Source organism: Oceanospirillum sanctuarii (genome assembly GCF_002150805.1).
GTDB lineage: Bacteria > Pseudomonadota > Gammaproteobacteria > Pseudomonadales > Halomonadaceae > Oceanospirillum > Oceanospirillum sanctuarii.
In genome coordinates, this window is sequence record NZ_MTBA01000007.1 from 15,368 (window position 1) to 41,833 (window position 26,466).

Genomic DNA, 26,466 nt, shown 5'->3' on the forward strand with positions numbered 1-26,466 from the left:
CCATGACCCTGCAAGATATGATCAAAAACATGACCCCTGAGATTTACGCCAGCCTGCGTCAGGCGGTAGAGCTGCGCAAGTGGCCGAATGGTGTTCGTCTGACCGAAGAGCAGGTTGAGCTCTGCATGGAAGCGGTCATCCTGTTTGAATTTCAGCATGATATGCCAGCTCAGGATCGTGTGGGCTTTATGGAAGACCAGTGTGAGAGCGATAAAGAGCACACTGATATCATCAAAATTATGCAGTAATCACGGATCTGAGTTCAGGAGTAACTATGACCCTCATTTCCGGTCAGCTACATAAGATGTACACCCAGGATACCCAGCCGGTGAGTTACCAGCTGGAACTGGGGGATGAAAAAATTTCCCTGAATGAGCTTCTGGGTAAAAAGCTGAAACTCAGCTTTCACGGTGCGATCAACTGCTGTCACTGTGGCCGAAAAACCAAGAAGAGTTATTCACAGGGCTTCTGCTACCCCTGCTTTAAAAAGCTGGCGCAGTGCGATACCTGTATTATGAGCCCGGAGAAGTGCCACTACGATGCCGGCACTTGCCGTGAACCTGAGTGGGGCGAGAAGTTCTGTTTTCAGGATCATATCGTTTATCTGGCTAACTCTTCTGGTCTTAAAGTGGGCATCACTCGCGAAACTCAGGTGCCAACCCGCTGGATGGATCAGGGCGCGATCAATGCGCTGCCGATCTTTCGGGTGAAAACCCGTAAGCAGTCCGGCCTTGTGGAAGATGCCATTCGCCAGCACACCTCAGATCGCACCAACTGGCGCAATATGCTTAAAGGCATCAACCCGGAGATCGACCTGCTGGCGGAGCGTGATCGTCTGCTGGAACTGGCAAAAGATGATATCGCTGCGCTTCAGGCAGAACATGGTCTTGATGCTATCTATCCGCTGCCGGATGCGCGACCTTTCGTTTTCAGTTATCCCGTTGAAGAGCATCCTGAAAAGGTAACCGCACTGAATCTGGATAAAACTCCGGAAGTGGAAGGTGTTCTGAAGGGTATTAAGGGTCAGTATCTGATTCTGGATACCGGTGTGCTGAATATCCGTAAATTCAGCTCCTACCATGTGGATCTGGAAGTGGCTGACGCTGAATAAGCTCATCGGCTCAGGCCAGTCGCTTCTGTAATTTACCTGTTGAGTTCAATCATGAGTGCTTTTTTTGATGCTTATGCTCTTGTCGGCGGATTGCTGATCGGCCTGAGCGCAACTTTGCTACTACTGTTAAATGGCCGTATTGCCGGTATCAGTGGTATCTGTGCGAATCTGCTGAGCCTTTCCTACAGTGGTAAAAATATCCGGGGAGCTTTGTTTCTGCTGGCAATGATTCTTGCTGGCGGCATCACTTATCAGCTTATGGGAGATGCCGTAGCCATGCCTCGGGAAGGTTTTCCTGTCTGGTTGCTGGCGCTGTCCGGTTTTCTGGTAGGTGTTGGCACCCGTTTGGCCAATGGTTGTACCAGTGGCCATGGTGTTTGCGGACTGGGCCGTCGTTCCTGGCGCTCCCTGATGGCAACCCTATGCTTTATGACCACAGGTATTCTGACGGTTCTGATTCTGAGGATCAGTGGGGTGCTGGTATGAATCTGAAAGCTATTTTTGCCTCTCTGTTCTGCGGAGCTTTGTTCGGTACCGGCCTTGTGGTTTCCGGTATGACAGATCCCCTTAAGGTTCAGGGCTTTCTGGATATTACCGCTAATTGGCAGCCTGCGCTGATGTGGGTAATGGGTGGCGCAGTAGTGGTCACGGCGATCTGTTTTCCGTTGGTGCTGAAACGTCAGCAGCCGGTATTGACCTACCGCTTCCATCTGCCGGGTATGGCTCCTGTGGATCGTCGCCTGCTGATCGGTTCCGGCCTGTTTGGAATCGGCTGGGGATTGTCTGGTTATTGTCCGGGGCCAGCTCTGGTCACCGCTGCGATCAATGCTTCTGAGGCGATGATCTTTATTCCGGCGATGCTGGCAGGTTTCTGGGTTGCAGGGAGTTTCTGCGGTGAGTGTCAGCCGGGGACTGCTGATCAGGAATAGGGTTCGTCTTACAGATTAAGAGATATCGCCAATAAAAACGCCCGCATCAGCGGGCGTTTTTATTGAGAGCTTAATAGGTATTGAGAGAAGCCGCTCAATCAACTGGCTGCCGCTGACTGGGCATATTGCTGACAAAGGTGGATAAACTCCGTCATTGGTAGCGGCTGGCTGTAGAGGTATCCCTGTGCCATTTCACATTGGCTTCGGATCAGAAGCTCTGCCTGATACTCGGTCTCTACGCCTTCGGCGATAACCTCAAGATTCAGGCTGTTTGCCAGACCAATAACCGAAGAGATCAGTGCATGATCGTTTTGGTCTTCAGCGCTTTCCGGCATAAAACTGCGATCAATTTTCAGGCGATCCACCGGCAGACTCTGCAGACGACCCAGTGATGAATAGCCGGTGCCGAAGTCATCAATAGCGATCTGAATACCGATCTCCTGCAGTTGATGCAGTACCTGAACCACCTGATCATTCTCCTTCATCAGAGCGGTTTCTGTAATCTCGAGCTCTAACGCCGCCGCAGGCATCCCCGTCCGTTGCAGAATATTCAGCAGGTCTTCGTAGAAGTCACTGCGCAACAATTGCACCATCGAGACGTTTACGCAAACCCGTTCCAGCTCCATATCCAGTGATTGCCAGCGAAGGAAATCAAGACAGGACTGTTCCAGTACCTGAAGGCCCAGCGGGATAATCAGGCCGGTGGCTTCTGCCGCAGGAATAAAGAGATCCGGGCCGATGCGCTTATCACCCTGCTGCCAGCGCACCAGAGCCTCGGCGCTGCAGATTTGTCCGGTTTTCAGGTCGATCTGCGGCTGATAGAAGACTACAAACTCTTCCGGTGCTTCATTAAGAGCGCGGCGCAGTTCCAGTTCGATCTCCATTTTTTGAATCGCATTACTGGTCAGCTGGGAGGTGTAGAACTGGAAGTTATTCTTACCGATATCCTTAGCCCGATAGAGTGCAGTATCCGCGTTTCGCAGCAGAGTAGTACTGCTGGAGCCGTCTTCAGGGTAGCAGCACAGACCGATACTTGAAGTAATAAAGAGGCGGTGGCCTTCAACATCGAACGGGTTTTCAAAGGCGCTCAGCAGTCCTGTAGCAAAGGAGGTGCTGCAACGGGAGTCGCCAAGATTGCGACCCAGAATAATAAACTCGTCACCACCCTGACGGGCGATAACATCATCCTTGGAGACGATTGCAGACAGACGTTGAGCCACCGCCTGTACCAGCTGATCACCCACCTGATGACCAAAGCTGTCATTCACTGCCTGGAAATTATCCAGATCCAGATAGGCGATACAGAAGTGTTCTTTGTTCTTTTCAGCGTTAGGAATCAGGCTGTTAATACGATCTCTCAGCTGAGGCAGGTTAGGCAGCTGGGTCAGATCATCCAGCCCTGTATCTTTCAGGCTGTTGATCTCATACATCATAGAGATATATTTCTGCACATTGCCGCTGGCATCTTTCATCGCCATGATCTTCTGCCAGATATGCTGCTCTTCGCCCTGTTTATTCAGGTTGATGATCTCACCTTGCCACTGGCCTCGACTCAGAAGCTGGTTCCATAGCGCTTCGTAGAAACTGCTGTCATGTTTACCGGACTGGAACATCTCCGGCGTTTTGCCTTTAACATCTTCCAGCTCAAAGCCGGTAATTTTGGTGAAGGCCGGGTTGATATTCAGAATCCGGCTGTGCACGTCGGTAATCAGGTAGGCTTCATCGGACATCTCGAACACCAGTGCTGCCTGATCCATCGCTTCCTGATGCTTCTGCTGTTTGCTGATATCACTGACAGCAATGGTTATATTCTCCACACGCCCTTTCTCATCCAGAGTCACTGACCACTGAAAGTGAGCGGTAAAGGTGTAACCCTTATTGTGGCGCTGGGGCAGGCGAAGCTCACCTTCCAGTTCCTTTTCACTGGCAAGGGCAGTAATGCTGGTGGTCAGGTGGCGCGCATCAAAGGAGGAAAGGCAGAGCTTTTCGATATGATCCGGCAGACATCCATCAAAACCATAGATCTTACTGGCCGCCTTATTGGCAAACACGATCTCACCGGATGGGTGGTACTGAATAATGCCGTGGCTGACGCTCTGCAGCACCTGCTGTAAAAACGAGGAGTGTCGGTCCAGCTTATTCTGGATGGAATTTTTTTGTCTCAGACCCAGGCTGGTCAAGCTGAAAATCAGAAGGCCGGACAGCAGGACAAAAGCCCAGCCTTTGTAAGTCTGAATCTCAGACAGCATGACGGGATCCTGCACCATACTTTCCAGAACGCGGTCAGAAAAGTAGATCCAGAGCAGGGAAAAAACCACATAAACCGAGGCTACCTTCAAAGGCAGTGTCAGTTGTGATTGTTCTGTTTTGATCTGCGTGTGATCCATAAAAAAGGGCTGGCCTGTTTATCGTCTACCGTCGGGCTAAGGAATTATCGTCTCTGCATTACTTTCGTTTTGCTCTGCACATTCCTTTGCAGCAGTACCAAAACAGCTACGCTTTACAGTGTAGTGCTTATGTTTAAATTTCGTCTGCAGATTACTTCGCAGATAAATCGACAGCGTGTTTTAATCCCTTATATAAACAAGCTTTTTCACAAAGGGCGTACTCTAACTTGATTAGATGCTTTAGTCTAAAGCAAAGCGGCCTTTGTCTCTGTTAAATCCTGAATTTTTTTAACCCTTTTGTCCTGACGCAAGCTTTACGCGAATCCGGGCAATGTCGTGATAACCATGGGTGTGTTATGAGTGCTGACAACAACGACGTTATTTATCTGAAAGATTATCTGCCACCGGCGTTTCTGGTGCAGTCGGTAGATCTGGTATTTGATCTCTATCCCCATGAAACCCGCGTGCAAAGCCGCATCTCTTTTAACCGTAATGCCCATCGTGATGCGGGTCTTCCGTTGGAGCTGCACGGCAGTGAACTTAAGCTGATTTCCGTAGCGATTGATGGCGCTGTGCTGAGTGCCGATCAGTATCAGGTCACCGGTGAGCAGCTGATTATTCCGAATGTACCGGATCAGTTTGTGCTGGAAACCGAGGTTGAGATCGACCCGGCCAACAACACCTCGCTGGAAGGTTTGTACCGTTCCAACACCATGTTCTGCACCCAGTGTGAGGCGGAAGGTTTCCGCAAGATCACCTACTACCCGGATCGCCCGGATGTAATGGCGGCCTTTACTACTAAGGTCATCGCCGACAAAACCGAGTATCCGGTACTGCTCTCCAACGGTAACCCGATTGAAAAGGGTGATCTGGACAACAATCGCCACTTTGTTACCTGGCAGGACCCGTTTGATAAACCGGCCTACCTGTTTGCACTTGTAGCCGGTGATCTGCAGGTGGTGAAAGACACCTTCACCACCATGAGCGGCCGTAACGTCGCACTGGAGATCTGGGTTGAGCCGGAAAATATCACCAAGTGCGATCATGCCATGGCTTCCCTGAAAGCCTCTATGAAGTGGGATGAAGAGGTTTACGGCCGTGAATACGATCTGGATATCTACATGATCGTGGCAGTTAACGACTTCAACATGGGCGCGATGGAGAATAAGGGCCTTAATATCTTTAACTCCTCCTGTGTGCTGGCCCGTCCGGATACTGCAACTGATGGCGCTTTCCAGCGCATCGAAGGCGTTGTGGCACACGAGTATTTCCACAACTGGTCCGGCAACCGTGTGACCTGTCGTGACTGGTTTCAGCTGTCCCTGAAAGAGGGCTTTACCGTATACCGCGATCAGTGTTTCTCAGCGGATATGAATGATGCCGCTGTAAAACGTATCGAAGATGTTGCCATGCTGCGAACTGCTCAGTTTGCGGAAGATGCAGGCCCGACTGCGCATCCGGTGCGTCCGGATCACTTTATTGAGATCTCTAACTTCTACACCCTGACCATCTATGAGAAGGGCTCAGAGATCGTGCGTATGATCGCCAACCTTCTGGGGCCGGATCTGTTCCGCAAAGGTTCCGATCTCTACTTCGAGCGTCACGATGGTCAGGCGGTGACGGTGGAAGATTTTGTTGCTGCCATGGCGGATGCTTCCGGTATCGACTTCACCCAGTTTATGCGCTGGTACAGTCAGGCAGGTACGCCGCAACTGACCGTAAGCGGTGAATATGATGCGGCTGACAAACAGTACAAACTGACCATCAAACAGCAAACACCTCCGACCAAGGATCAGGCAGAGAAACTGCCACTGCATATCCCTGTGAAAGTGGGGCTGTTAAATGCAGCGGGTGATGATCTGCCGCTGAATCTGTCTACGGGTGAAGCATCCGGTGAACAGGGCGACGGCGATCGTGTTCTGCATCTGCGTGAAGCCGAGCAAACCTTTATCTTTGAAGGTATCGAAGAAGCACCAGTACCCTCTCTGCTTCGCGGTTTCTCAGCACCGGTGAAGCTGAGCTTTGGTTACTCACAGGCGCAGCTGCTGCACCTGATGCGTCATGACTCTGACGGCTTTAACCGTTGGGATGCCGGTCAGCGTCTGGCGATTGATGCCCTGAAAGCTATGGTAGCGCAGTTTGAAGCCGGTCAGATGCCGGAGCTGGACTCTGCCCTGATCGACGCCTACAAAGGTTTGTTTGCTGCCGGTCTTGAGCCTGCGATTCTGGCAGAAATGCTGGTACTGCCCGGTGAAGCTTATCTGGCGGAGCAGTTTGACGTAGTGCCGGTAGATGCGATTCACGCCTGTCGTAATATCGCCCGTAAAACGCTGGCGCAGGCATTAAGCTCTGAGCTGGAGCAGGCGGTTGTGGCAAACCAGCTGAGTGGTGAATACCGTCCGGTGGCAGAAGATATCGCCAAGCGTCGCCTGAAAAATATCTGTCAGTCTTACCTGATGGCGTTGGAAACCGAAGCCGCTGTCGAGCGCAGTTGGCAGCAGTTTACAACAGCAGACAATATGACTGATCAGCATGCGGCGCTTACCGCTTTGGTGCACTCCAAGCAGGATGAGAAAGCCAAAGCGGCTCTGGAAAGCTTTGAGCAGCAGTGGAAGGATGATGCACTGGTGATGGATCAGTGGTTCCAGGTTCAGGCCAGCCGTCCGCATCCGGATGCCTTAGCTCGCGTTAAGGCGCTGATGGAGCATCCCGCTTTCAGCCTGAAGAACCCGAACAAGGTGCGCTCTCTGGTCAGTGTTTACTGCAACCAGAACCGCGTGAACTTCCACAGTATCGATGGCCTGAGTTATCAGTTCCTGGCGGATGTGGTGCTGGAGCTGGATGCGATGAACCCGCAGATCGCTTCCCGCCTGATCACCCCGCTGACCCGCTGGCAGAAGATGGACAGCAAACGCCAGCAGCTGATGCAGACCGAGCTGAAGCGCATCGCAGCTGCAGAGCTGTCAAAAGATCTGTTTGAAGTGGTACAGAAAGCGCTGCCATAACGGAGTGCTTTCAGAGGTTCCCGTGGTTTTGAAAGGATCTTTATTTTGAAAGGATCTTTTTAACGGCATAAAAAAACCCAAGCCTTGGCTTGGGTTTTTTGTTTCAGTGCTCTTTTCAGAGAAAAGAAGACTGACTTGTACTGGTAAGCACTAATTAGTGCTGATGACCGCCAGCGCCATGAACGTGGCCGTGGTCCAGCTCTTCTGCAGAGGCTTCACGTACTTCTACAACTTCAACGTCGAAGTTCAGAGTAACACCAGCCAGAGGGTGGTTTGCATCGATGGTTACTTTGCCATCTTCAACCTTAGTTACGGTTACTGCGATCGGCTGACCGGTGTTGGATTCCGCGTGGAACTCCATACCAACCTGTACTTCGTCTACGCCCTGGAACATCTCGGCAGGAACTTCCTGAACCAGCTCAGCGATGTGCTCGCCGTAGCCATCTGCAGGAGCAACAGTAACATTCAGCTTGTCACCAACTGCTTTACCTACCAGAGCGTCTTCCAGACCCGGAATAATGTTAGCGGCACCGTGCAGGTATGCCAGCGGCTCTGCACCTGCAGAAGAGTCGATAGTATCGCCAGCTTCGTTGGTCAGAGTGTAATGAATGGATACAACTGCGTTGTCCTGAATTTGCATGGGGTGCCCCTTTGCTTTAACTGTATTTAGCGTTTAATGTGGCAGGATAACATGCCCCGTAGGCGTGTATGCAAGCCGGGAAGGGATTTTCCGGATCAAAGGATTAATTAAGCCTTCAGTTATTTGTGGTTTTTCTGGCACTTCCGAAAAAACGAATGTAAGATTTTGTCAGAAAAGTAAAGTTGTGTAACAAATTGTTTCAGACTTGATTGCCATCATAATAAAGTGATGAAAAGTCACTAAAACCACAAATACAGAGCCTTCTTAAAGGCCGGCGAATGGCAATTAGACGACAACCTTTATGAGCAACAGGATGCTGCGCCATGAAACAGAACTTACCTGTCACCCAGGTCGAGAAGAGCTTTCCCGATGATCTGCCTCTGGTTTCCACCACGGACCTGAAAGGTCAGATCACCTTCGTAAACGATGCCTTCGTTGATATCTCAGGTTTTACCCGCGATGAGCTGATGGGCAAAGCCCATAACATGGTGCGTCACCCGGATGTACCGCCAGCTGTATTTGCTGATATGTGGGCCACCCTGCAGAAAAACAAACCCTGGATGGGGGTGGTAAAAAACCGCTGTAAGAACGGTGATCACTACTGGGTAAATGCCTTTGTAACTCCTATTTTTGATAACGGTCAGGTGATCGGTTATCAGTCCGTTCGTTCCAAACCCAAGCAGAGTCTGGTCAAGCGTACCGAGGCGATTTATGAGCGTGTTGCCAAAGGTGGCAAGCGTTTCAGCCTTTACGACCTGAACCTGAGTTCCAGCGTACCTGTGCTTTTGTTTGCTTCCGCTCTGATTCCAAGCGGTCTGAGTTGGGCACTGGATCTGTCAGCACCTGCGACCCTTGGTGTATCGGTAGCGGTTGGTGCAACCGGGCTTCTGTTGCTGCGTACTCTTATGGCTCCACTGAAAAAGGCGACAGATCGTGCTAAGCGTTATATCGACAGTGAGCTGCTGAAAGAGATGTATGCCAACTGTACTGATGAAGCGGGGCAGATGTATCTGGCGGCGATTATGCGTGAAGCTAACGTGAATGCCATGACCACCCGAATCACGCATTCTGCGAAAGAGCTCTATGCGCTTGGTGATGAAACCACAGAGATCGCAGATCATGCTGCAGAGGCGATTAACCGTCAGGCGGCAGAAGTGGAGCAGATTGCTACCGTGATCAGCCAGCTTTCCGGTGCGATTGATGAAGTCGCTCACAACGCTAACTCAGCCTCTGATGCGACTCACCAAGCGAACGAGCTGGCGCAACAGGGTCGTAGTGTCGTAAATGATACTGCGCAATCCATTAACCGCCTGGCATCTGCTATCGAGCAGGCTTCTGTTCAGGTTGAGAGCCTGCATCAGGCCACTGACGATATCGCTAAAGCTATCTCGGTGATTACTGAGATTGCCGACCAGACTAACCTGCTGGCACTTAACGCTGCGATTGAAGCCGCTCGTGCCGGTGAACAGGGCCGTGGCTTTGCCGTGGTTGCTGACGAAGTTCGTGCACTGGCACAACGGACTCAGGATTCCACTGGTGAGATCTATGGCACGCTGGAACGTCTGAAGAAAGAAACCGAAGAAGTGGTTCGTGTGATGCGTTCCAGTCAGGAAAGCGCCAGTGGCTGTGTCGATCAGGCTCAGGTTGCCGGTGAAACACTGGATGCCATCAGCCAGACCATGCAGTCCATTACCGATATGAGCCAGATGATTGCAGCGGCAGCGACTCAGCAGAGTGCCGCCTCGGAAGAGATCCGCAACAATCTGGATTCGGTGAATGAAGCCGCTGCAGAAGCAACGGAGTCTTCGATCCGCACGAAAGAAGCCTCCAATAATCTGATCAGCAGTGTTCGTCAGATTATGCAGAGTATCGCCCGTTAGGCTGCGTACGCCTTCGTCAAATGCAGGTAGCGCCTGAACTAAAAACGCCGGATCTCTGATCCGGCGTTTTTTTATTGTCTGCAGTGCTTTATCTGTAAATTGTTATCTGTCGATTGTTATCTGGCAGATAGAAGGAAGTGCGAAGGGGCTAAACCTTTTTGCAGAAGGCTTTTACTCTGTCCCGTCCTGCAGCCTTGGCATCGTACAGGGCTTTATCAACCCGCTTCATCAGGGTGTCTTCACTATCACCGGGATGGTATTCGGTAACGCCAAAACTTGCGGTAATCACTCCAAGATGATCCAGTTGCTGAGCTTTAACCGCATTGCGCAATTTATTTGCCAGAATCACCGCCTGATCCAGATGAGTTGCCGGTGCCAGAATGACAAACTCTTCACCACCCCAGCGGCCCATAATATCCGTTGATCTCAGACTGGCCGCGACCTGATTGGTGACAAAGCAAAGGGCTTTATCACCGGCATCATGACCGAAGTTATCGTTAATCTTTTTGAAGTGATCGATATCCAGCATGATCACCGAGAAATGCCCCTCGGTCTGACGGACGTTATCAATTTCCCGTTCGATCATCAGACTGATGCGGCTGCGATTGGCAACGCCGGTCAGGGCATCGGTTGATGCCATCTTTTTCAGTTTGCGATTATGTATTCTGAGCTGTTTATTCGCTTTCCAGGTTAGCCAGAGCGCCAGAATAATAGCGACGATGATCAGCAGAAAATAAAGCGGTGTTGTAAAGTGATCGTCGGCATGAGGCTTCTTTGGCGTCCACTTCAGAATGGTTTCGTTTTTCAGTTGCTGAGGAATTTCGGCAATCGCACGGTTAAACAGAGGCAAGAGATAACTGGAATCTTTATTGACGCCAACTCTTATCTCGTTAGCGAGTTCTGTCGCACTGGCAACATGAAGATCAGAGATTCGAAGTTGCTGAACCTGAAACGGAAACATATAAAGCGCGGCAGTAGTGGCATCGGCTTTTTGCTCGGAAACCAGAGTCAGTGCCTGATCCATACTTTCCACATGGACAACTGTTATATCAGGGTAATTTTTCGCCAGAAAGCTTTCGTAGGAATAGCCTTTAACAACGGCAAGGGTTTTGCCGTTCAGCCCCTGAAAACCACCTTTAATCTTTCTATCCTCATGAGTGACCAATACCACGGGGCTTTCAAAGTACACATCAGAGAAGTTCAGATAGGAGCCGCGCTCTTCCGTTTTATTGATAAAGGGAAGCAGTTGGCAGCGGCCATCCCGGGTAAGATCCAGCGATTGCTGCCAGCTTCGGGTTTCAACCAGCTGGAATTCTATATCGAGTGCTTTGCTAAAATAGCGCATAAAGTCAGCAGAGATGCCGATGTGATTGCCTTCCTCGTCAATTTTTTCGAAAGGCATCCAGTTGGGATCAACGCAGATTCGGATCGGAGCATCAGGTCTGCCGGTCATCTGGCTGTCTGGCCTATCAGCCTTAGCCAGAGCAAGACTTCCGGGGAGGCTGGTTACCAGTAAGAAAAGTAGCACTGATAAAGATTTAAAGCTGTTTGGCAGCATGCAGATACCCAAAATGGCCGCTTCTGGTTTAATGGTAGCAGAGAGATGCCTGATTCTATCTCCTTTAGTTTAGGGCGGCAGTGTTTCTGACGAAGAAGCGTGAAATGGATCAGAAATAAAAAAAGCGATGCAGGTGCATCGCTTTTTTGTGTTGCTTATATTTTTGGCCAAATCGATAGCCGAAAATAAAATCAGTAATCACTAACGCTGGGAGAATCAACGGGGATTCGGGTTGTCCCAGCGATCTTTACGAACATGATCCGCTTTAATGCGAATCGCTTTAGGCTTCTGTGCCATCTGTTGCAGGCTCATCCATAGGCCGGTGCCAATTACCGCAGTTAAAATCAAAGAAACCATCATTTCTAAGGCCATAGGAAACTCTCCTGTACAACGAGCTGTTCGGGTTTTAAAGGTGCGAGACCTTTAATATTTTCTTTAACCCTTGCAGCGTGATCGTGTGCTACCTGTTGTCCGAAACGGGTTCGTAAACCGGTAATAAATAATGTGTACATCTTGAGACTAACCCATAGGGAAAAAGTTGCCAACTATATGCCGTTTTTTTCACCGGTCAGATGGACGAATTGACAGTGGCTGAAAATCAAAAAAGCGCCCCTCAGTTTCCTGCAGGGCGCTCAAAATTTTCGATTGGCAGAGGCCGGATCAGAAGCTTAAGTTGGCAGAGATCCAGAAGTTGCGGGATTTATCCTTGTTGTTGTAATCGTCGTAGAAGGTGACTTCGTCATCATCGTTGTAGTCGCCATCACTATTGGCATCGTCAAAGGATGCGGTATGACTGCTGAAGTCCTCATCCAGCAGATTGTTGATACGACCGGTCAGAGTCAGGTTATCCAGTGCCTGCCAGGCTGCGCCCAGATGCAGTACTTCGTAATCCTCGTAGTAGATACCACCGTCTTTACCTTCGTTCAGCGTATTGCCTCGACCAAAGCCACGGAAGCGTTTGCTGCGGGATTCCAGTGTCAGGAAGACATTCAGGCTGTCAGACGCCATCCAGTCCAGTGTGGCATTAGCCATGTGTTCCGCAGTTCCAGTCAGCGGGTAACCTTTCTGTTCGCCACTTAGCTGTTCACTGTCGGTATAGGTGTAGTTGGCGCGTACCGCCAGTACCGGCAGAATCTCATAGCTACCGGCCAGCTCCATTCCTTTGATGGTCGCTTTGTCGATATTGATTTTTTTGCTGCTACTGCTGCTGTATGAGGAGTAACCGGCGTCAACGTAGTCACCTTCGATGCCGCAGTCCGCTGCGGAGTCGCAAGCCTGTGAGCTGATTTTGTCCTTAAAGTTGTTTTCAAACAGGGTGACGTTAAAGCTGTGACGTTTCACCGGATGCTGCCAGTAAAGAGCAACTTCTGAACTGATACTGGTTTCTGCTTTCAGATCCGGGTTGCCATACAGCGGCACCGTGCCCTGACCACCAAAGCCCATGATGCCGTCATACAGATCTGTGGTTTTCGGTGTTTTATAACCTGTGCTCACGCCACCTTTAACTGTCCAGCTGTCATCCAGAGCATAAACACTGTACAGGCGGGGGCTGATCTGACTGCCAAAGGTATCGTGGTGATCGTAACGGGCACCGGCGGTCAGTGTCATGGCATCGGTGACGTACCAGTTGTCTTCACCAAATACAGACACGGTGATGAAATCCTGAATAGCACTGTCACTACCATCCTCCATACCGAATACGCCATCTTTCAGCTCGCCCTGAGTGATTTCTGCACCCACGACAGCAAAGTGATCTTCGTGGAAGGGCAGTTCCAGCTTGCTGTTCAGGCTGGTTTCCGCGCTTTGAAGCGTTCGTTTCGGGCGTGGCAGGAAGGTTTCGGCAACTTTGGCTTTACACTCCGCTTCGGTCAGACCGCCACAGGTGGTGCTCTTCATATCATCCAGCTTGGTACGATCTGCCGCACTAAGGGGAAGAGTACGTCCGTTGTTGTTGGTTTTTACATGATTCAGCGTCACAGTACTGCGGCCAAAACTCCACTGGCCTTCGTGGCTCAGGGCGAACTGATCGCGGGTAAACTCCTGCTCATCGCTGTAACCGGAACGGCTTCGACTCCAAAGATCATCAATATTGTCGGTAGTGCCGACCTGACTTTCATCGTTATCGTAAACCTGCACAGAGGTATCGTAATCGAAGGTAATGGTGTGCTGATCAGATGGGGTAAAGATCAGGCTCAGACCAGCGGCCTTATTGGTGTTATCAACGGTTTTACCACCGCTGCCAAAGCCCAGCTCACGGGTATGAGACGTGCCTGTCGGGTCGGTCACATCAGCATATTCCGGGTTCGATGCTTCACGATCATACATACTGCCGCGAAGACCCATCATCAGCTTGCCCGGCAGTACCGGCCCCATCACGGAGAAATCTACCGTGGTGTCATCACCATATTCATCATTGGTCTGAATGGTGCGGCTGGTGGTTACAGAGCCGGACCAGCGCTCGGCATCCCGTTTGGTGATTACGTTGATCACACCACCCATGGCATCAGCGCCGTAGAGTGTTGAAGCAGGACCGCGAATCACTTCGATACGCTCAATCGCATCCAGCGGTGGGATATGGTTGAACTGGTTACCGCCAAAGTTATTCGGGTAGATATCACCGTGGTTGTTCTGACGACGGCCATTGACCAGTACCAGAGTGTAATCGGAACCCATGCCGCGCATAGAGATGGTGCCCTGACCGGTCTTGTCGCGGGTTTCACCCACATCAACACCTTCCAGATCTTTCACCGCATCCAGCAAAGTCATGTAAGGGCGTGAACGTAACTGTTCTTCGGTAATAACAGAGATACTGGCCGGTGCATCCGTCAGCTTTTGCTCAAAACCTGCAGCGGTCACCACCACAGAGTCCATATTCACCTGATCATTAGCGTGAACAACAGCAGCAACCGCTGCACTCAGCCCCAGTAACACAGGACGAAAAACAGTTTTCATTCGTTAGCCCCTTATCTTGTTGTTTCGATCCGGTTGTCCCCGGATTCACAAAATTGATCTGCTCGATTAAGCGTGGGGCGAGAGGTTAGATTCTTTGTAAATAAAAAACATTATCATTTACATTCTTTACCTAGCCGGAATTGGGTGGCTATTCAAGCGAGTTAACACTTCTTAATCTTTTCTCCGATGAATCTGATTTCAGAGAGAAAACTTGCTTGGTTTTATGTAAGTAATTGTAAAAAAGTCTTAGGTCAGAAGATTGAATTGCGTGCAGGCACAGGGGACAATAGCCTCGTTTCTCCGTTTGGGCTGAACTGAGTAAACCAGCGTTTATAACCATAAATAACCAGAGACGACCCCATGCAATATGAAATTATCCCGGTGACCGGCTTTCAACAGAACTGCACGCTGGTGTGGTGTGATTCCAGTAAAGATGCTGCTGTGATCGATCCCGGTGGTGATCTGGATAAGATTCTGGCAAGGGTTGAGGCGCTGCAACTTAAGCTGAGTCAGATCTGGCTGACCCACGGTCATATTGATCATGCCGGTGGTACGGGTGAGCTGGCGGAAAAGCTGAATCTGCCGATCATCGGCCCGCACAAAGAAGATGAGTTCTGGCTGGAAGCGCTGGCACAGCAGAGCCAGATGTTTGGTTTCCCGGCGGCGCAGCCTTTTACCCCGACCCGCTGGTTAGAAGATGGTGATGAGGTGAAGCTCGGGGAAGAGAGCTTTCAGGTGATCCACTGTCCGGGACATACGCCGGGTCATGTGGTGTTCTATCACGAAGGTGCTCAGTTTGCTCAGGTCGGTGATGTACTGTTTCAGGGCTCCATTGGCCGTACCGATTTCCCGAAGGGTAACCACGGTGATCTGATCCGTTCCATCCGTGAAAAGCTGTTCCCGCTGGGTGACGATATTCGTTTTGTACCCGGTCATGGCCCTATGTCTACCTTTGGCCGTGAGCGCGAGAGTAACCCTTTCTGCAGCGACCCTAACTACGGCTGATACCGGTCTGAACCGGCATCAGAATGAAAAGGCTGCCTCTGTGCAGCCTTTTTTATTGCGTGTGATTAACTTTTGTTTTTGATAATCATTATCAATTAAATATAATGCACCCACTTTTCATGCAGCTAAAGGCCTGAATCCACAGGCCGGTTAATCAGCAACGAGGTGGGTGATGAACGCTAAATTTGATCCGGAACATTTGGATGAACTCAACAAGGGTTCAGATAAGACGGTTCCAGATGGGCGTCAGCCAGCCCGAATTTTGCTGGTGGAAGATGATGAGGAAGTCAGCAGTCTGATCGTATCTTCCCTGCAGCAACAGGGTTATACGGTTGATTTGTGCTGTGATGGTGAGTCCGGTTTGCTTACCGCGCTTTCCGGCAATCATCAGGTCATTCTGCTGGATATTATGCTGCCGGAGCTGGATGGCCTGAGCTTGCTGAACCGCCTGCGCGCTGCTGAGAAGGATACTCCGGTGATTCTTCTCTCCGCCCTTGGTGAGGAGCAGGACAGGATTCGCGGCTTTCATTCCGGGGCCGATGACTACCTGCCCAAGCCCTTCAGTGTGCCGGAGCTGGTACTGAGAATTCAGGTATTGCTGCGTCGTTGTTACGCTGCCCAGCATTCTGATGACAGTTCAGAACTGAGTGATCACTACCTGCTGTTAAGCCGAAAAGAGAAACAGGCCCGTGTTCGTTCGGCTCAGGATCAGCCCTGGAAGCTGCTGGATCTGACGCCGGTGGAGTTTGAACTGCTTTGGCAGCTGATGAAGCAGAAAGATGAAGTGCTGAGTCGGCCCTACCTTTACCAGCTGGTACTGAACCGCGCTTTCAGCCGTTACGACCGCAGTCTGGATATGCATATCAGCAATCTGCGCAACAAGATTCGCCGCTACCTGCCGGAAGCCGGTCTGATTCAGACCATTCGTGGTCAGGGATACCGCTACTGATGAGTCGTCGCCTCTACATCCTGTTGGTACTGGGCATCTGTCTGGGCAGTTTGGTTTTATTCAGCCTCATGCACAAGGCCGAGGACTCTCTGTCCCGTCATCTGACCCGTATTGACCCTGTTGATCAGCAGGTGCTCAAGGATTATGCCCTTCGGGCTGAGGTCTTTTATCGCCAGCAGGATCAGGCCGGTATGCATCAGCTGATAGATGAGATTGAGGCGAAACATCAAACCTGGGCTGCGGTGCTGACCCCCGAGCTGCATACCGCTTTGGGCACCCGGGTGCCGGAGGCTTATCAGTCCCGCCTCAGCTTTCAGCGCAAGCTGGCCTGGCCGGTACATGGCGTCTGGAAAGAGGTGCTGATCGGCATTCCTTTTCAGGAGCATGCTGCCAGTCTGGTTATTCGCCTGCCATCGGCAATGCACCCCCGACCGAATCTGATGTTCTGGCATGTGGCGCTGGTCTGGCTGCTGCCCTTAAGTGTGCTTTTTATCTTTACCCACTGGCTTTATCGCCATCTGATCCGTCCGATCAATATCCTGAAAGACGCCACTAAGGATCTGGCTTACAAAGAGTTTGCCCAGCCGGTTAGACCGCAGCTGGGTAATCGACAGGATGAGCTGGCGCAGCTGGCGACCTCTTTCGATGAGATGGCTGAGCGCATTCAGCTGCTGGTCAGCTCTCAGCGTCAGTTGATTGGTGATCTGTCCCATGAGCTGCGTACCCCGCTGGCGCGGATGAAACTGGTACAGGACAGTGACTGGCCGGAGACGCGGCGCAGAGAAAAGCTGGATCGGGAGATCAATCTGATCAATCAGCTGATCGATGATGCCATGACCCTTGCCTGGCTGGACAATGAACAGCGCCGTTACCTGCCGGAGCATCTGCAGGAAGAGGTTCAGCTGGATCGGTTGTTGGATGTGATCTGTGATGATGCCGAGTTTGAGTTCAGCGGTCGTCAGATCGTCCGGGACTATCCTGATGATTTGCTGCTGAAGCAGAGCAATGCTTTGGCTCTGAGTCAGAGTCTGGAAAATATTATCCGCAATGGTCTGATCCATAGCCCTGAGGGCGGAGCACTGAAAGTCAGTGTTTGCTTACAACCCACGCAATCCTCACAAGCCGCGGGCTCAACAGAATCAGACGAAGCGGGCACACTGCTTCAGATTCAGATCAGTATTACGGATCAGGGTAGGGGAGTACCTGAGGCTCAGCTGGATAAAATCTTTCACCCCTTCTTCCGGTTGGATAAAGCCCGCGCCCGCAAACGCGGTGGTTTTGGTCTGGGGCTGGCGATTGCCCGTAAACAGGTGCTGCGTTTAGGCGGCCATCTGCAGGCGGAGAATGTTCCCGGTGCCGGTCTGAAAGTGACCGTCACGTTGCCCTGTTGCTGATCAATAATCGCTAAAGTAAAGAGTGTAAATTTCATTTTCCCGTGACCGCTTTCACCCCACAATAGCCTTTAATTGATAATTGTTATCAATCGCATATTTGACGTTATAGGCTATTCCGTGCTCGACAAAATCGCTGCCCTCTTTCCTGCCCGCACCGTTCGGGTGATTCATATCTACAGCTCCATGGTGATGCTTTTCATCATGCTGTTTTTCACCCTGACCGGCATCACGCTGAATCACCCGGATTGGTTTCGTTCCTCCGAGCCTGCTCTGCTTATTGAAGCGGATGTTCCTGAGGCTTTATTGGATCAGGTGCAGCACCTGCTGGATCTGGAGGCGGAGAAGAATCCGCAAGGGGCTAAAACAGCACAGCCGTTACAGCTTGCGATACCGCTTTTGCAGTGGATTCGGGACGCTTATCAGGTTCAGGGGCAGGAGTTGCGTCTGGAATGGGATGCCGAGGAGCAGTTTCTGATTGCTGATATTCAGCAGCCGGGAGGCTACAGCATTGCCGAGTTTGATCTGGCCGCAGGCACGCTGATGCTGGAGCGCAAAGACGCCAGCCTTATTCATCAGCTCAATGACCTGCACAAAGGCCGTCATACCGGGGATCTCTGGCGCGGCTTTATCGACTTTTCTGCATTGGTGTTACTCCTGTTTACCCTCAGCGGCTTCTGGTTACTGCTGCCGCAGAAGAAACGCCGTCGCAGAGCTTTTTCTGTCAGCGGTGTCGGGTTGGTTCTCTTTCTCTTTCTCTACTGGCACACGCTTTAAACCGAAGAGGATATTGCATTTTATGACACACAAGGGTTTTCAGAATAAAGGTTGGCGTGCCGGTTTCGCAGGCATCGTGGCAGGTATTTCACTCCTGTCTCTGACTGCGCAGCCCCTTCATGCCGCAGAGGCTAACAGCCCGGAAGCGCTGTCGATCACCTTTAGTTTGCCGGAGATTCAGACCGGTCAGTACCAGCGGCCTTATACCGCCGTCTGGGTTGAAGATGCATCCGGCAAGGCGGTGAAAACCCTGGCGGTCTGGCATGGCGATAAAAAATGGCTGAAAGACCTGCGCCGCTGGTGGCGTAAAACCGGCCGTTATCAGGACGGTGATATTGATGGAGCAACCGGCGCTACCAAGGGGCCGGGGCAGTATTCCCTGAGCTGGGATGGCACCGACAGCACCGGTAACCCTGTTGCTGAAGGTGAGTATCAGCTGGTGTTGGAAGCTTCCCGCGAGCATGGCAGCCGATCCCTGCTGAAGCAGAAATTCACGCTGCCGGACATCAATAAAACCTATCGCATTAAAGCGGGCAAAGAGTTAGGCCCGGTATCTATTGAACAAGCCGATTAAGCGCAAAGGAAGAATCACCATGTTTCATACACGTCTGAAGAAGTGGAGCAAAAAAGCTGCTCTGGCAACCCTGATGACTTTGGGTGCCAGCAGTCTGGCCAACGCCCACCCTATGTGGTTGCTGCCCCATGAGTACAACCTGTCCGGTGAAAAAGCGGAATGGATTACGGTCGATGCTTCTGCATCCCACACCATTTTCAGTCCTGATAAGGCGCTGGGTCTGGATCGTCTTTCAATCTATACGCCGGAAGGCGGCAAGCAGCGTCTGGGCAGTTACTACAAAGGTCAGCGTCGCAGTGTGTTTGATCTTGAGATCGACCAGCCCGGCACCTGGAAGCTTGAGCTTGCCCGTCCAACGGTTTACTTCACCTTCTATACCAATAAGCGTGGCGCTACCAAGCGTATCTTTGCCGATAAGCAAGAGGCAGCGAGTCAGTTACCGGATGGCGCACAGGATGTGATTACCCGTCAGTTTAACGTCAGCACCGTGAGTTACATCACCTGGCAGGCACCGGATAACAAGGTGTTGGAGCTGACCGGAAAAGGTCTTGAGCTGGCAGGCCCAACTCACCCAAGCGATGTGGTTGCCGGAGAAGCGGTGAGCTTTCAGTTTTTTGTTGATGGCAAACCTGCCGAGGGTGTTGAGGTGGAGCTGACTCCGAACAGCACCAAATACCGCAACGATCGCATGATGCAGAAACTGAAAACCGACAGTAATGGCATGCTGACCTTTACTCCGGAGATTGTAGGCCCCTGGTATCTGGCGGCCAAGATTGAACATGACCGCAAGTCAGACCGTGCTGACAGCGAAAGCTCGCTGCTTTACCTGACCTTTGACGCCCAGCTGCCATAAACAGGAGACGGAGCGATGAGATCTCTAAGTCAGAATATCAGGTTAAGCCTAAGCCGCTTTATTGGGGCTTTGACTCTGCTGTCGGCGCTGTTTGCCAGTCTGCTTGTCAGCCCTCTGGCACAGGCACACTTTCCCATTATGACCTGCGAACAGCAGTCGGGTAGTGTGCACTGCGAGACAGGCTTCAGTGATGGCAGTCTGAGTGTAAATAAGCCGGTGACTGTGCTGGATTACGATGATCAGGTCTTGCTGAAACTGACTACAGATGCCGCATCCTCCGTCACCTTCAGCGCCCCTGCCGGCGAGTACTACATACGTTTTGATTCCGGCCACGAACAACCGGTTGAGATCGACTATGACGAGCTCTGATTCCGGTATGCAAAGCGCCCGCATGAGATCGCAACGGGTTCGACCGAATAACGGCCAACAGGAAAGCCTTTGGGCTTTCCTGACGCTGGCGCTGATTCTGCTGATCAGCGCCGGCGGCGTCTGGCTGAATCAGGCACCCGTGCCCAAGGCCGCAGCGCATCTTGAACTGAATACTGAACAGAAAGCCCTGCTGACTCAGCTCAGTACCGCCGCCAGCGAGATACGCTTTTTGGCAGAGGGTGTTTCAGGAGAGAGTGTTTCAGTAGAGGGTGCTTTGGATGAGGGAGACGTGGCAGCGGAAGAGAGGATGATAAGTGCGGAAGAAAATCCGCAATGGCCAAGTCTGGCCACCCTTGAATCCTATGGTATTCCGCCCTTTGCCGGTTCTTCTCTGAATCGCAGTGGCAACGTCAGTTTCCGCTGGCTGAACCCGGAGCCCGGCTGCTTTATCGGTGAAAATGTTTCCGGAAACTCCGGCCATTTTTTGTTGCTGATGGGGGAGCATCTGAGCCAACCCGCGCAACTGTTCAGTCGTCATTCCGCTATCGCCAGTAACCCATCGGTTGACAGTAATTCCACGAACGACAGCAACCTCTCTACCGAAAGCGACCCCTGCCATCCGGGTTCTCATTGGCAACATCAACTTTCAGAATTTTAGTCGGCCTCGTCCGGCAGGAGCCTCTTGTGTACTTTGTAAACGCTTCCCGATTGTCTTATCTACTGATGTCTGCGTTGACCCTGTTTGTTCTGGTGGCAGCAGCCATTTTTTCTCCTGCAGCCGTAGCCAGCGATAAACGTCTGCAGGTGGGTATCGCGCTGCATCCCTACTATAGCTATGTGGCGGAAATTGTCGGTGATCGGGCGGATATCCTGCCGCTGGTGGAATCCGGCTTTAACCCGCACAGCTACGAGTTGCAGCCATCGGATCTGAATCGTCTGATGAAGATGGATGCCCTGGTACTGAACGGCATTGGCCATGACGAATTTGCGGTTCACGCGGTAGAAAAGCTGGTCTCCAGCCAACCCGCACTGGCCGACAAGCTGACGCTGATCTACGCCAACAAAGATGTACCTCTGCTGGCCGCAGCCAATACCCGTAACGCCTGGAACCCGCACAGTTTTGTTTCTATTGATGCGGCTATCCGCCAGATCTACACCATCGCCCGTGAACTGGGGCAACTGGATCAGGCTAATGCCCGTTTCTATCAGAAGAATGCCATGGGCTTTGCCCGTAAGCTGCGTCAGCTGAAAAACCAGCATCTGAAAGCTTTTCAGGGTAAAGATCTGAGCGGTATCCGAATCGCCAGTACCCACAACGCTTATGGCTACTTTCTGCAGGAGTTCGGTATCAGCATCGATACCGTGATCGAACCCGCCCATGGGGTTGAACCCAGTGCGACTCAGCTGCAGAAAACCATCGAACGCATCCGCGAAGCCAACGTGAATCTGCTGTTCACCGAGCTGGATATGGATAACCGTTATGTGAAAACCATTGAAGCGTCCACTGGTGTGCGTCTTTATCACTTCTCCCACATGACCTTTGGTGAATTCGAAAAAGATAAGGTCTACCGGGAGATGGAGCAGAACCTGATCACCTTAACCCAGGCACTGAATCAGGCCTTGTCTGATGCCGGTAAAGAAAGCGGTAAGGAGGGCTGATGAACGCTTATGCATCCACTGATGCCGGTTTTATGGTCGAAGGGCATGAAGTTAAAGGCCCATCCATTGAACTGGATCAGCTCAGTCTCAGCTTTGGTGAGCATCAATTGTTCCAACCGGTCAGCATGACGTTGGCAGCGGGTAAGCTACACATGCTGACCGGAGCCAACGGTGCCGGTAAGTCATCACTGCTGAAATGTATGGCGGGGCTGATGCCTCATCAGGGGGATATCTTCTGGCATTGGCCTGTTGGTTTGGATAGCGGTTTGGATAGTAGTTCGGAACGTGACCTGCGTGAGGCTCAGCAGGAATCGCAGAAGGTTGCTTATATTCCTCAGCTGGAAGCCTTTGATGCCACGCTGCCGATCACGGTGGAAGATTATTTGCTGGCGAGCATTCAGCCTAAGGTCTTTTTCCGTCGCCCAGCGGACAAGGAGCAGCAGCGTCTGGCTCTTTTGCTATCTACCGTTGGGCTGGATCAGAAGAGCCAGCGCAAAATTGGTCAGTTGTCCGGTGGAGAACGCCAGCGTCTGCTGTTCGCCCGCGCACTGGCTCAGGGAGCCAGCCTCTGGTTTCTGGATGAGCCCATGAACGGTCTTGACCAGAAAGCACAGCAGCAGATTCTGCAACTGATTCTCCAACTGAAAGCGGATGGCTGCACTCTGGTGATGGTGCATCACGATCCGGCTTTTGTAGAAGCCTATGCGGATCATGAGGTTCGGGTTGTTGATGGACACGTGATTGATGGGCGGGTTGTTGGTGGCCCTGAGGTTGAAGGTGCTGAGGTTGAAGGTGCTGAGGTTGAAGGTGCTGTACTTGATGGTCGAATGACGGTTTCCGGTGTTGATAAGAAAGCCGATCAGAAAAAGAAGGTGACCCTATGAGCCTACAGCAATTACTGGCCGATGCTGTGGCCGCAGGCTGGCTGCCGGAAGTATTTCAGTACCCCTTTGTCACCTACGCCCTGATCGCTGCGGTGATGGTGGGGCCTTTATTGGGTGCATTAGGCACGCTGGTTGTTGTAAAGCGGCTGGCCTTTTTCTCCGAAGCGGTTGGCCATGGTGCGCTTACCGGTGTTGCCGTTGGTATTCTGCTGGGAGAGCCCGCGACTCAGCCTGTGGCCGCACTGTTCGGTTTCTGTATGAGTTTTGCCCTGATTCTGCACTGGGTAAAAAGCCGTACTCAGGTGCCTTACGATGCTTTGGTGGGTGTATTTCTTGCCTTTGCTATCGCCCTGGGTGCTGCGCTTCTGCTTTATGTCGCCAAGAAGGTGAACGTGCATATTCTGGAGAATGTGCTCTTTGGTTCCATTCTGACCGTCACACCAGCTGACCTGATGTTGCTGGGTGGTATCAGTGTTATCAGCTGGGTGCTGATCTGGCGCTACGGCAATCAGGCGCTGATGTCGGCACTTCAGCCTGACTTGGCGCGGGTTCAGGGAGCCGGTGGCCGCAAAACCAACGTCACCCTGCTGGATTACGGCTTTGTGCTGCTGATCGCGCTGATTACCGTTGCTGCCGTGAAAATTATCGGGGCGGTTCTGGTGGGGGCACTGCTGTTGATTCCGGCAACCACAGCTCGTCTGATCAGTTCGAATCTGCGCAGTTTCTTTATCCGCACGCTGATGATCTCAACCGGTTGCTGCGTGGCAGGTGTGGTTCTGCCGATGGCGCTGGAGATACCGATTCCATCCGGAGCGGCCATTGTGCTGCTGGCCAGTAGTGTGTTTCTGCTGGTAGTGCTGTTTCGTCAGCTGGGCTGGAGTCAGCGACTTGCCTGAGTGTTTTTTTCGAGCCTTTTTTAAGTTTTTCGAGAGCTTTTGAATCTTTTACTGAGCTTTTTTAATCGTACCGATACGCCCATTTTGTAGCGGAGTCCTTATGTTTGAACACGCATCTACATCTCATCGCACAAAAGAAACTCTGCTGCCTGACGCCCGGGAAAAATCCCTGTGGCAGCAGATCCAGCGTCATCTGCCTTCGCTGTTGCTGGCGGTATTGGTGCTGGGTTCTGCTTCTCTGTTGATGAGTCGTCAATCATGGGCTGCAGAGGCCCGAACCCTCACCCAAACAGAACAAACCGAGAATCTGGCAACGGTTTTGCCGGTTGCGCATCTGTTAAGTCGTGCTCTCTTGGCCGATACCGGTGTGCAGGTGGATTACCTGCCGTCCAAACGCTATCCCGTCAGCCGTATCGGTTACTGGATCGATAAAAAACTGCCGGAGGAGTTATCTGCTCTGCCCGCCTATCAGGCGGTTGCTGAAGTGGCTTCGGTCTGGCCGCAGGGTGCGGTTTATCCCACTCTGCGCCAGCGCAATATTGGTGTGATTCCGGTGGACTTTGCTGTGCAGATCAAACCGGAGGGGGCACGAATCAGCCGTTCCGTCGATGAGCAGGCACTGGATTTCTTCTGGCTGAACAGTGCCAACCTTAAGATGATGACGGCGATTCTGGCGGATGATTATGCCCGCATCTGGCCTCAGCATCAGGCGGTGATTCAGCGAAATCAGCAGCAGGCTTTGAATGCCATTACCGCCTATGCGCTCAAACTGGATGAAACCTTATGGCAGCAAGGCTGGGATGGTGTCTGCAGTGAGGATGAAGCGTTGCAGCCGATGTTGCAGAGTTTAAGTCTGCCGTTGCTCGCTAAGGACAAGACTGAAGATCTGACAGGGTTCCGTTGTCTCTGGATTGAAGAGGGCAAAAAGCAGGAGGCTGACAAGGCAAAAGATACCTGGACACTGAACGGCTTAAACCGTTTTGAGAAGGCGAATCTGGCGCTCTGGTTAGAGGATAACCTGAAGCGACTGGAGCGGGTGTCCGGTTAATTCAACGCATTTAATGAGCTATATGTGCTAACCGGTTCCAATAGCCCTCAAAGCCAGCCATGTGCTGGCTTTGTTTTTATCAGGGGTTACATGTCTTATTGAAGACGAACGCCCTGCTGTATCTCACCAAGACCGGCAATGCTGAACTCCGAAAAACAGATACCGGCAGGAGTTTCAAACTGCATCATCAGCTTTGGGTCGTGGCTGGCGTGGTGAATCCGCTGGCGGAAACCCTGAAACACCTGAGGCGCAGTCAGCATAAAGTGCGCTTCTTTATCCTGCATATACTGGCGGGCTTCGCTGCAGACCAGATAAGTCAGGCGACCGGCAACATTCAGTACAGTGTTATCGATATGGCGTACCTGATGATGACTGAGTTCCGATGCGATATGCAGAATCAGATCACGGCTGAAGCTTAAAGCCAATGAGCCAACATGGTTGTTGATCTGCATATTCACCAGACCGGTAACAGCGCCCTGAGCCAGTTCGTGCTTTTTAAGCTTAATACGGCCCGGATGAGGTTTGTGGTGAGTGATACGGTTGAGCGTTTCCATCACCGAGTAGAGCACAGGGTTGATATAGTCCGCACGCATAATATCCACCTGCTAATCCATTTTTGGGGGTTCCGTTCTCTCCGCCTTTTGAGCGGTCAAACGGGTGGCTGAGTCAAATAATAGAATAATGACTTTATGATGTATCTATTAAATTACAATTAAAAAACATTTGCTCTAAACCGTTACAAAGACGCTGTTTTTGTAGCGAAATACATCTGCTTTTGCCCTCGTTATACCGGTATTTTTCGTCAGCATAATTTCGGGGTAACCGTTTGAATCAACAGGTATTTATTTTGATCTGTGACGGGTTTTGACGGGGTTGTACTCAGAGATAGGTCGTAGGTTTTGGCCTTGCGGCACAGATCCCGCATCATTTTCTGAGCACGCGCTTTTTCGTCAAATTCAGTGGCTTGGGGAGCAAAAGCGGATCAGGTTTGCCGGTGGCTGACTAACCTGTGACAAAGTGCTCCTTAGGGAGGCTGGTAACCCGCTAGTTAATTAATAGAAAGCGGTTAACAGTCATTCGGTGAACAGTAGACATTTGCTGGCTTGATAAGTGGGAGCAGGGCTACCCCTGCTCGTAAATTTCATCGGTACGGGCGGCCATAATAAAGTCGTTTTTGTGCAGCCCCATAATCTTATGAGTCCACCAGCGGACGGTAACCTTACCCCATTCGGTGACGATTTCGGGGTGGTGGTTTTCTGCTTCCGCTAAGTCACCAACAGCATTGGTGAAGTTCAGGGCGGTTCGGAAATCCTTAAAGGTGTAAACGCGACAGATCTGGCGGATATCCTCATCCACCATCAGGTGCCATTCCGGAATTTCGTTTAGCAGATGCTCCAGCTCATCGCCGGTAACCCGGGGTGCATCGGCCCGGCAGGCCTCGCAGGAAAATTGGCTCAACTCGCTCATCGGCAGATCCTTCGGTGGTTGTTTTACTCAGGCCGCCTGCTGGTTACGATGAGTGCAGCGGGTGCCGTTTTATTTTCAAGATTAGTCGATTTTTCTCTGGGAGCAGGGAAAACAAAAAAAGCCATGCCGTTT

The 26,466-nt window shown here is 51.5% G+C and carries 25 protein-coding genes; 18 read left to right on the forward strand and 7 right to left on the reverse strand.

Annotation, left to right across the window (positions count from 1 at the left end; all coding sequences use genetic code 11):
• Window positions 1-2 precede the first annotated feature (2 nt).
• From BV405_RS13150 to BV405_RS13165, 4 genes are read left to right on the forward strand one after another with little or no spacing between them, the layout of a single operon-like run.
• On the forward strand, window positions 3-248 hold the full coding sequence (locus tag BV405_RS13150; RefSeq protein ID WP_086481359.1) for a YeaC family protein: 246 nt from the start codon (window positions 3-5) through the stop codon (window positions 246-248).
• A 26-nt stretch (window positions 249-274) separates the two neighbouring features.
• On the forward strand, window positions 275-1,111 hold the full coding sequence (locus BV405_RS13155; protein WP_086481360.1) for a DUF2797 domain-containing protein: 837 nt from the start codon (window positions 275-277) through the stop codon (window positions 1,109-1,111).
• 51 nt (window positions 1,112-1,162) lie between these two features.
• A complete protein-coding gene (locus tag BV405_RS13160; RefSeq protein WP_086481498.1) occupies window positions 1,163-1,597 on the forward strand; it encodes a YeeE/YedE family protein in 435 nt (144 codons plus the stop codon).
• Complete coding sequence (locus BV405_RS13165; RefSeq protein WP_086481361.1) at window positions 1,594-2,040, forward strand: YeeE/YedE family protein; 447 nt, start codon at window positions 1,594-1,596, stop codon at window positions 2,038-2,040. Before BV405_RS13160 ends, BV405_RS13165 begins: the two co-directional genes overlap by 4 nt.
• A 98-nt stretch (window positions 2,041-2,138) precedes the next feature.
• Here BV405_RS13165 and BV405_RS13170 read toward each other — a convergent pair whose 3' ends face one another.
• Window positions 2,139-4,427, reverse strand: coding sequence for a putative bifunctional diguanylate cyclase/phosphodiesterase (locus BV405_RS13170; RefSeq protein WP_086481362.1), 2,289 nt, complete (start codon window positions 4,425-4,427; stop codon window positions 2,139-2,141).
• A gap of 356 nt (window positions 4,428-4,783) precedes the next feature.
• Here BV405_RS13170 and pepN point away from each other — a divergent pair, with 356 nt between their 5' ends.
• The gene (gene pepN / locus BV405_RS13175) at window positions 4,784-7,432 is read left to right on the forward strand and encodes an aminopeptidase N (protein WP_086481363.1); all 2,649 of its coding nucleotides are present in this window, start codon (window positions 4,784-4,786) and stop codon (window positions 7,430-7,432) included.
• 154 nt (window positions 7,433-7,586) lie between these two features.
• Here pepN and BV405_RS13180 read toward each other — a convergent pair whose 3' ends face one another.
• Window positions 7,587-8,072 carry an FKBP-type peptidyl-prolyl cis-trans isomerase gene (locus BV405_RS13180; RefSeq protein ID WP_086481364.1) on the reverse strand — a complete coding sequence of 162 codons (486 nt, stop codon included), beginning with the start codon at window positions 8,070-8,072 and terminating at the stop codon, window positions 7,587-7,589.
• 323 nt (window positions 8,073-8,395) lie between these two features.
• Between BV405_RS13180 and BV405_RS13185 the strand changes: the two genes are divergently transcribed.
• Window positions 8,396-9,952 (forward strand): methyl-accepting chemotaxis protein, encoded by a 1,557-nt coding sequence (locus tag BV405_RS13185; RefSeq protein ID WP_086481365.1) that lies wholly within the window; start codon window positions 8,396-8,398, stop codon window positions 9,950-9,952.
• 148 nt (window positions 9,953-10,100) lie between these two features.
• Here the strand turns inward: BV405_RS13185 and BV405_RS13190 are convergent, their stop codons facing one another.
• The 3 genes from BV405_RS13190 to BV405_RS13195 all read right to left on the reverse strand — a co-directional run bounded on the left by BV405_RS13190 (window position 10,101) and on the right by BV405_RS13195 (window position 14,462).
• Complete coding sequence (locus BV405_RS13190) at window positions 10,101-11,405, reverse strand: diguanylate cyclase (protein ID WP_176330159.1); 1,305 nt, start codon at window positions 11,403-11,405, stop codon at window positions 10,101-10,103.
• Between the two features lie 321 nt (window positions 11,406-11,726).
• The gene (locus BV405_RS17710; RefSeq protein ID WP_176330160.1) at window positions 11,727-11,882 is read right to left on the reverse strand and encodes a hypothetical protein; all 156 of its coding nucleotides are present in this window, start codon (window positions 11,880-11,882) and stop codon (window positions 11,727-11,729) included.
• A 288-nt stretch (window positions 11,883-12,170) separates the two neighbouring features.
• Complete coding sequence (locus BV405_RS13195) at window positions 12,171-14,462, reverse strand: TonB-dependent receptor domain-containing protein (RefSeq protein ID WP_086481367.1); 2,292 nt, start codon at window positions 14,460-14,462, stop codon at window positions 12,171-12,173.
• Window positions 14,463-14,822: 360 nt separating this feature from the next.
• Between BV405_RS13195 and BV405_RS13200 the strand changes: the two genes are divergently transcribed.
• From BV405_RS13200 to BV405_RS13255, 12 genes are all read left to right on the forward strand, one after another.
• Entirely contained in the window at window positions 14,823-15,467 is a 645-nt protein-coding gene (locus BV405_RS13200; RefSeq protein ID WP_086481368.1) for an MBL fold metallo-hydrolase, read from the forward strand.
• Window positions 15,468-15,639: 172 nt separating this feature from the next.
• Window positions 15,640-16,416, forward strand: a complete 777-nt coding sequence (locus tag BV405_RS13205) for a response regulator transcription factor (RefSeq protein ID WP_086481369.1) — start codon at window positions 15,640-15,642, stop codon at window positions 16,414-16,416.
• Window positions 16,416-17,810 carry an ATP-binding protein gene (locus BV405_RS13210; RefSeq protein ID WP_086481370.1) on the forward strand — a complete coding sequence of 465 codons (1,395 nt, stop codon included), beginning with the start codon at window positions 16,416-16,418 and terminating at the stop codon, window positions 17,808-17,810. Before BV405_RS13205 ends, BV405_RS13210 begins: the two co-directional genes overlap by 1 nt.
• Window positions 17,811-17,927: 117 nt before the next feature.
• Window positions 17,928-18,584 carry a PepSY-associated TM helix domain-containing protein gene (locus BV405_RS13215; RefSeq protein WP_086481371.1) on the forward strand — a complete coding sequence of 219 codons (657 nt, stop codon included), beginning with the start codon at window positions 17,928-17,930 and terminating at the stop codon, window positions 18,582-18,584.
• 22 nt (window positions 18,585-18,606) lie between these two features.
• Window positions 18,607-19,158 (forward strand): DUF2271 domain-containing protein, encoded by a 552-nt coding sequence (locus tag BV405_RS13220; protein WP_086481372.1) that lies wholly within the window; start codon window positions 18,607-18,609, stop codon window positions 19,156-19,158.
• Between the two features lie 19 nt (window positions 19,159-19,177).
• Window positions 19,178-20,011: a DUF4198 domain-containing protein gene (locus tag BV405_RS13225; protein ID WP_086481373.1), complete on the forward strand. Its 834-nt coding sequence runs from the start codon at window positions 19,178-19,180 to the stop codon at window positions 20,009-20,011.
• Window positions 20,012-20,026: 15 nt separating this feature from the next.
• Window positions 20,027-20,380 carry a hypothetical protein gene (locus tag BV405_RS13230; protein WP_245832328.1) on the forward strand — a complete coding sequence of 118 codons (354 nt, stop codon included), beginning with the start codon at window positions 20,027-20,029 and terminating at the stop codon, window positions 20,378-20,380.
• Window positions 20,367-21,038, forward strand: coding sequence for a DUF6162 family protein (locus tag BV405_RS13235; protein WP_086481374.1), 672 nt, complete (start codon window positions 20,367-20,369; stop codon window positions 21,036-21,038). Before BV405_RS13230 ends, BV405_RS13235 begins: the two co-directional genes overlap by 14 nt.
• 26 nt (window positions 21,039-21,064) lie before the next feature.
• Entirely contained in the window at window positions 21,065-22,039 is a 975-nt protein-coding gene (locus tag BV405_RS13240) for a metal ABC transporter solute-binding protein, Zn/Mn family (RefSeq protein WP_245832329.1), read from the forward strand.
• Window positions 22,039-22,923: a metal ABC transporter ATP-binding protein gene (locus BV405_RS13245; RefSeq protein WP_086481375.1), complete on the forward strand. Its 885-nt coding sequence runs from the start codon at window positions 22,039-22,041 to the stop codon at window positions 22,921-22,923. Before BV405_RS13240 ends, BV405_RS13245 begins: the two co-directional genes overlap by 1 nt.
• Window positions 22,920-23,819, forward strand: a complete 900-nt coding sequence (locus BV405_RS13250) for a metal ABC transporter permease (RefSeq protein WP_086481376.1) — start codon at window positions 22,920-22,922, stop codon at window positions 23,817-23,819. Before BV405_RS13245 ends, BV405_RS13250 begins: the two co-directional genes overlap by 4 nt.
• Before the next feature lie 100 nt (window positions 23,820-23,919).
• The gene (locus BV405_RS13255; RefSeq protein WP_086481377.1) at window positions 23,920-24,867 is read left to right on the forward strand and encodes a hypothetical protein; all 948 of its coding nucleotides are present in this window, start codon (window positions 23,920-23,922) and stop codon (window positions 24,865-24,867) included.
• 95 nt (window positions 24,868-24,962) lie between these two features.
• Here the strand turns inward: BV405_RS13255 and BV405_RS13260 are convergent, their stop codons facing one another.
• Together BV405_RS13260 and BV405_RS13265 are read right to left on the reverse strand one after the other, a co-directional pair.
• Entirely contained in the window at window positions 24,963-25,460 is a 498-nt protein-coding gene (locus tag BV405_RS13260) for a chemotaxis protein CheX (RefSeq protein WP_086481378.1), read from the reverse strand.
• A gap of 529 nt (window positions 25,461-25,989) precedes the next feature.
• Window positions 25,990-26,334: a 4a-hydroxytetrahydrobiopterin dehydratase gene (locus BV405_RS13265; protein WP_086481379.1), complete on the reverse strand. Its 345-nt coding sequence runs from the start codon at window positions 26,332-26,334 to the stop codon at window positions 25,990-25,992.
• Window positions 26,335-26,466: the final 132 nt, after the last annotated feature.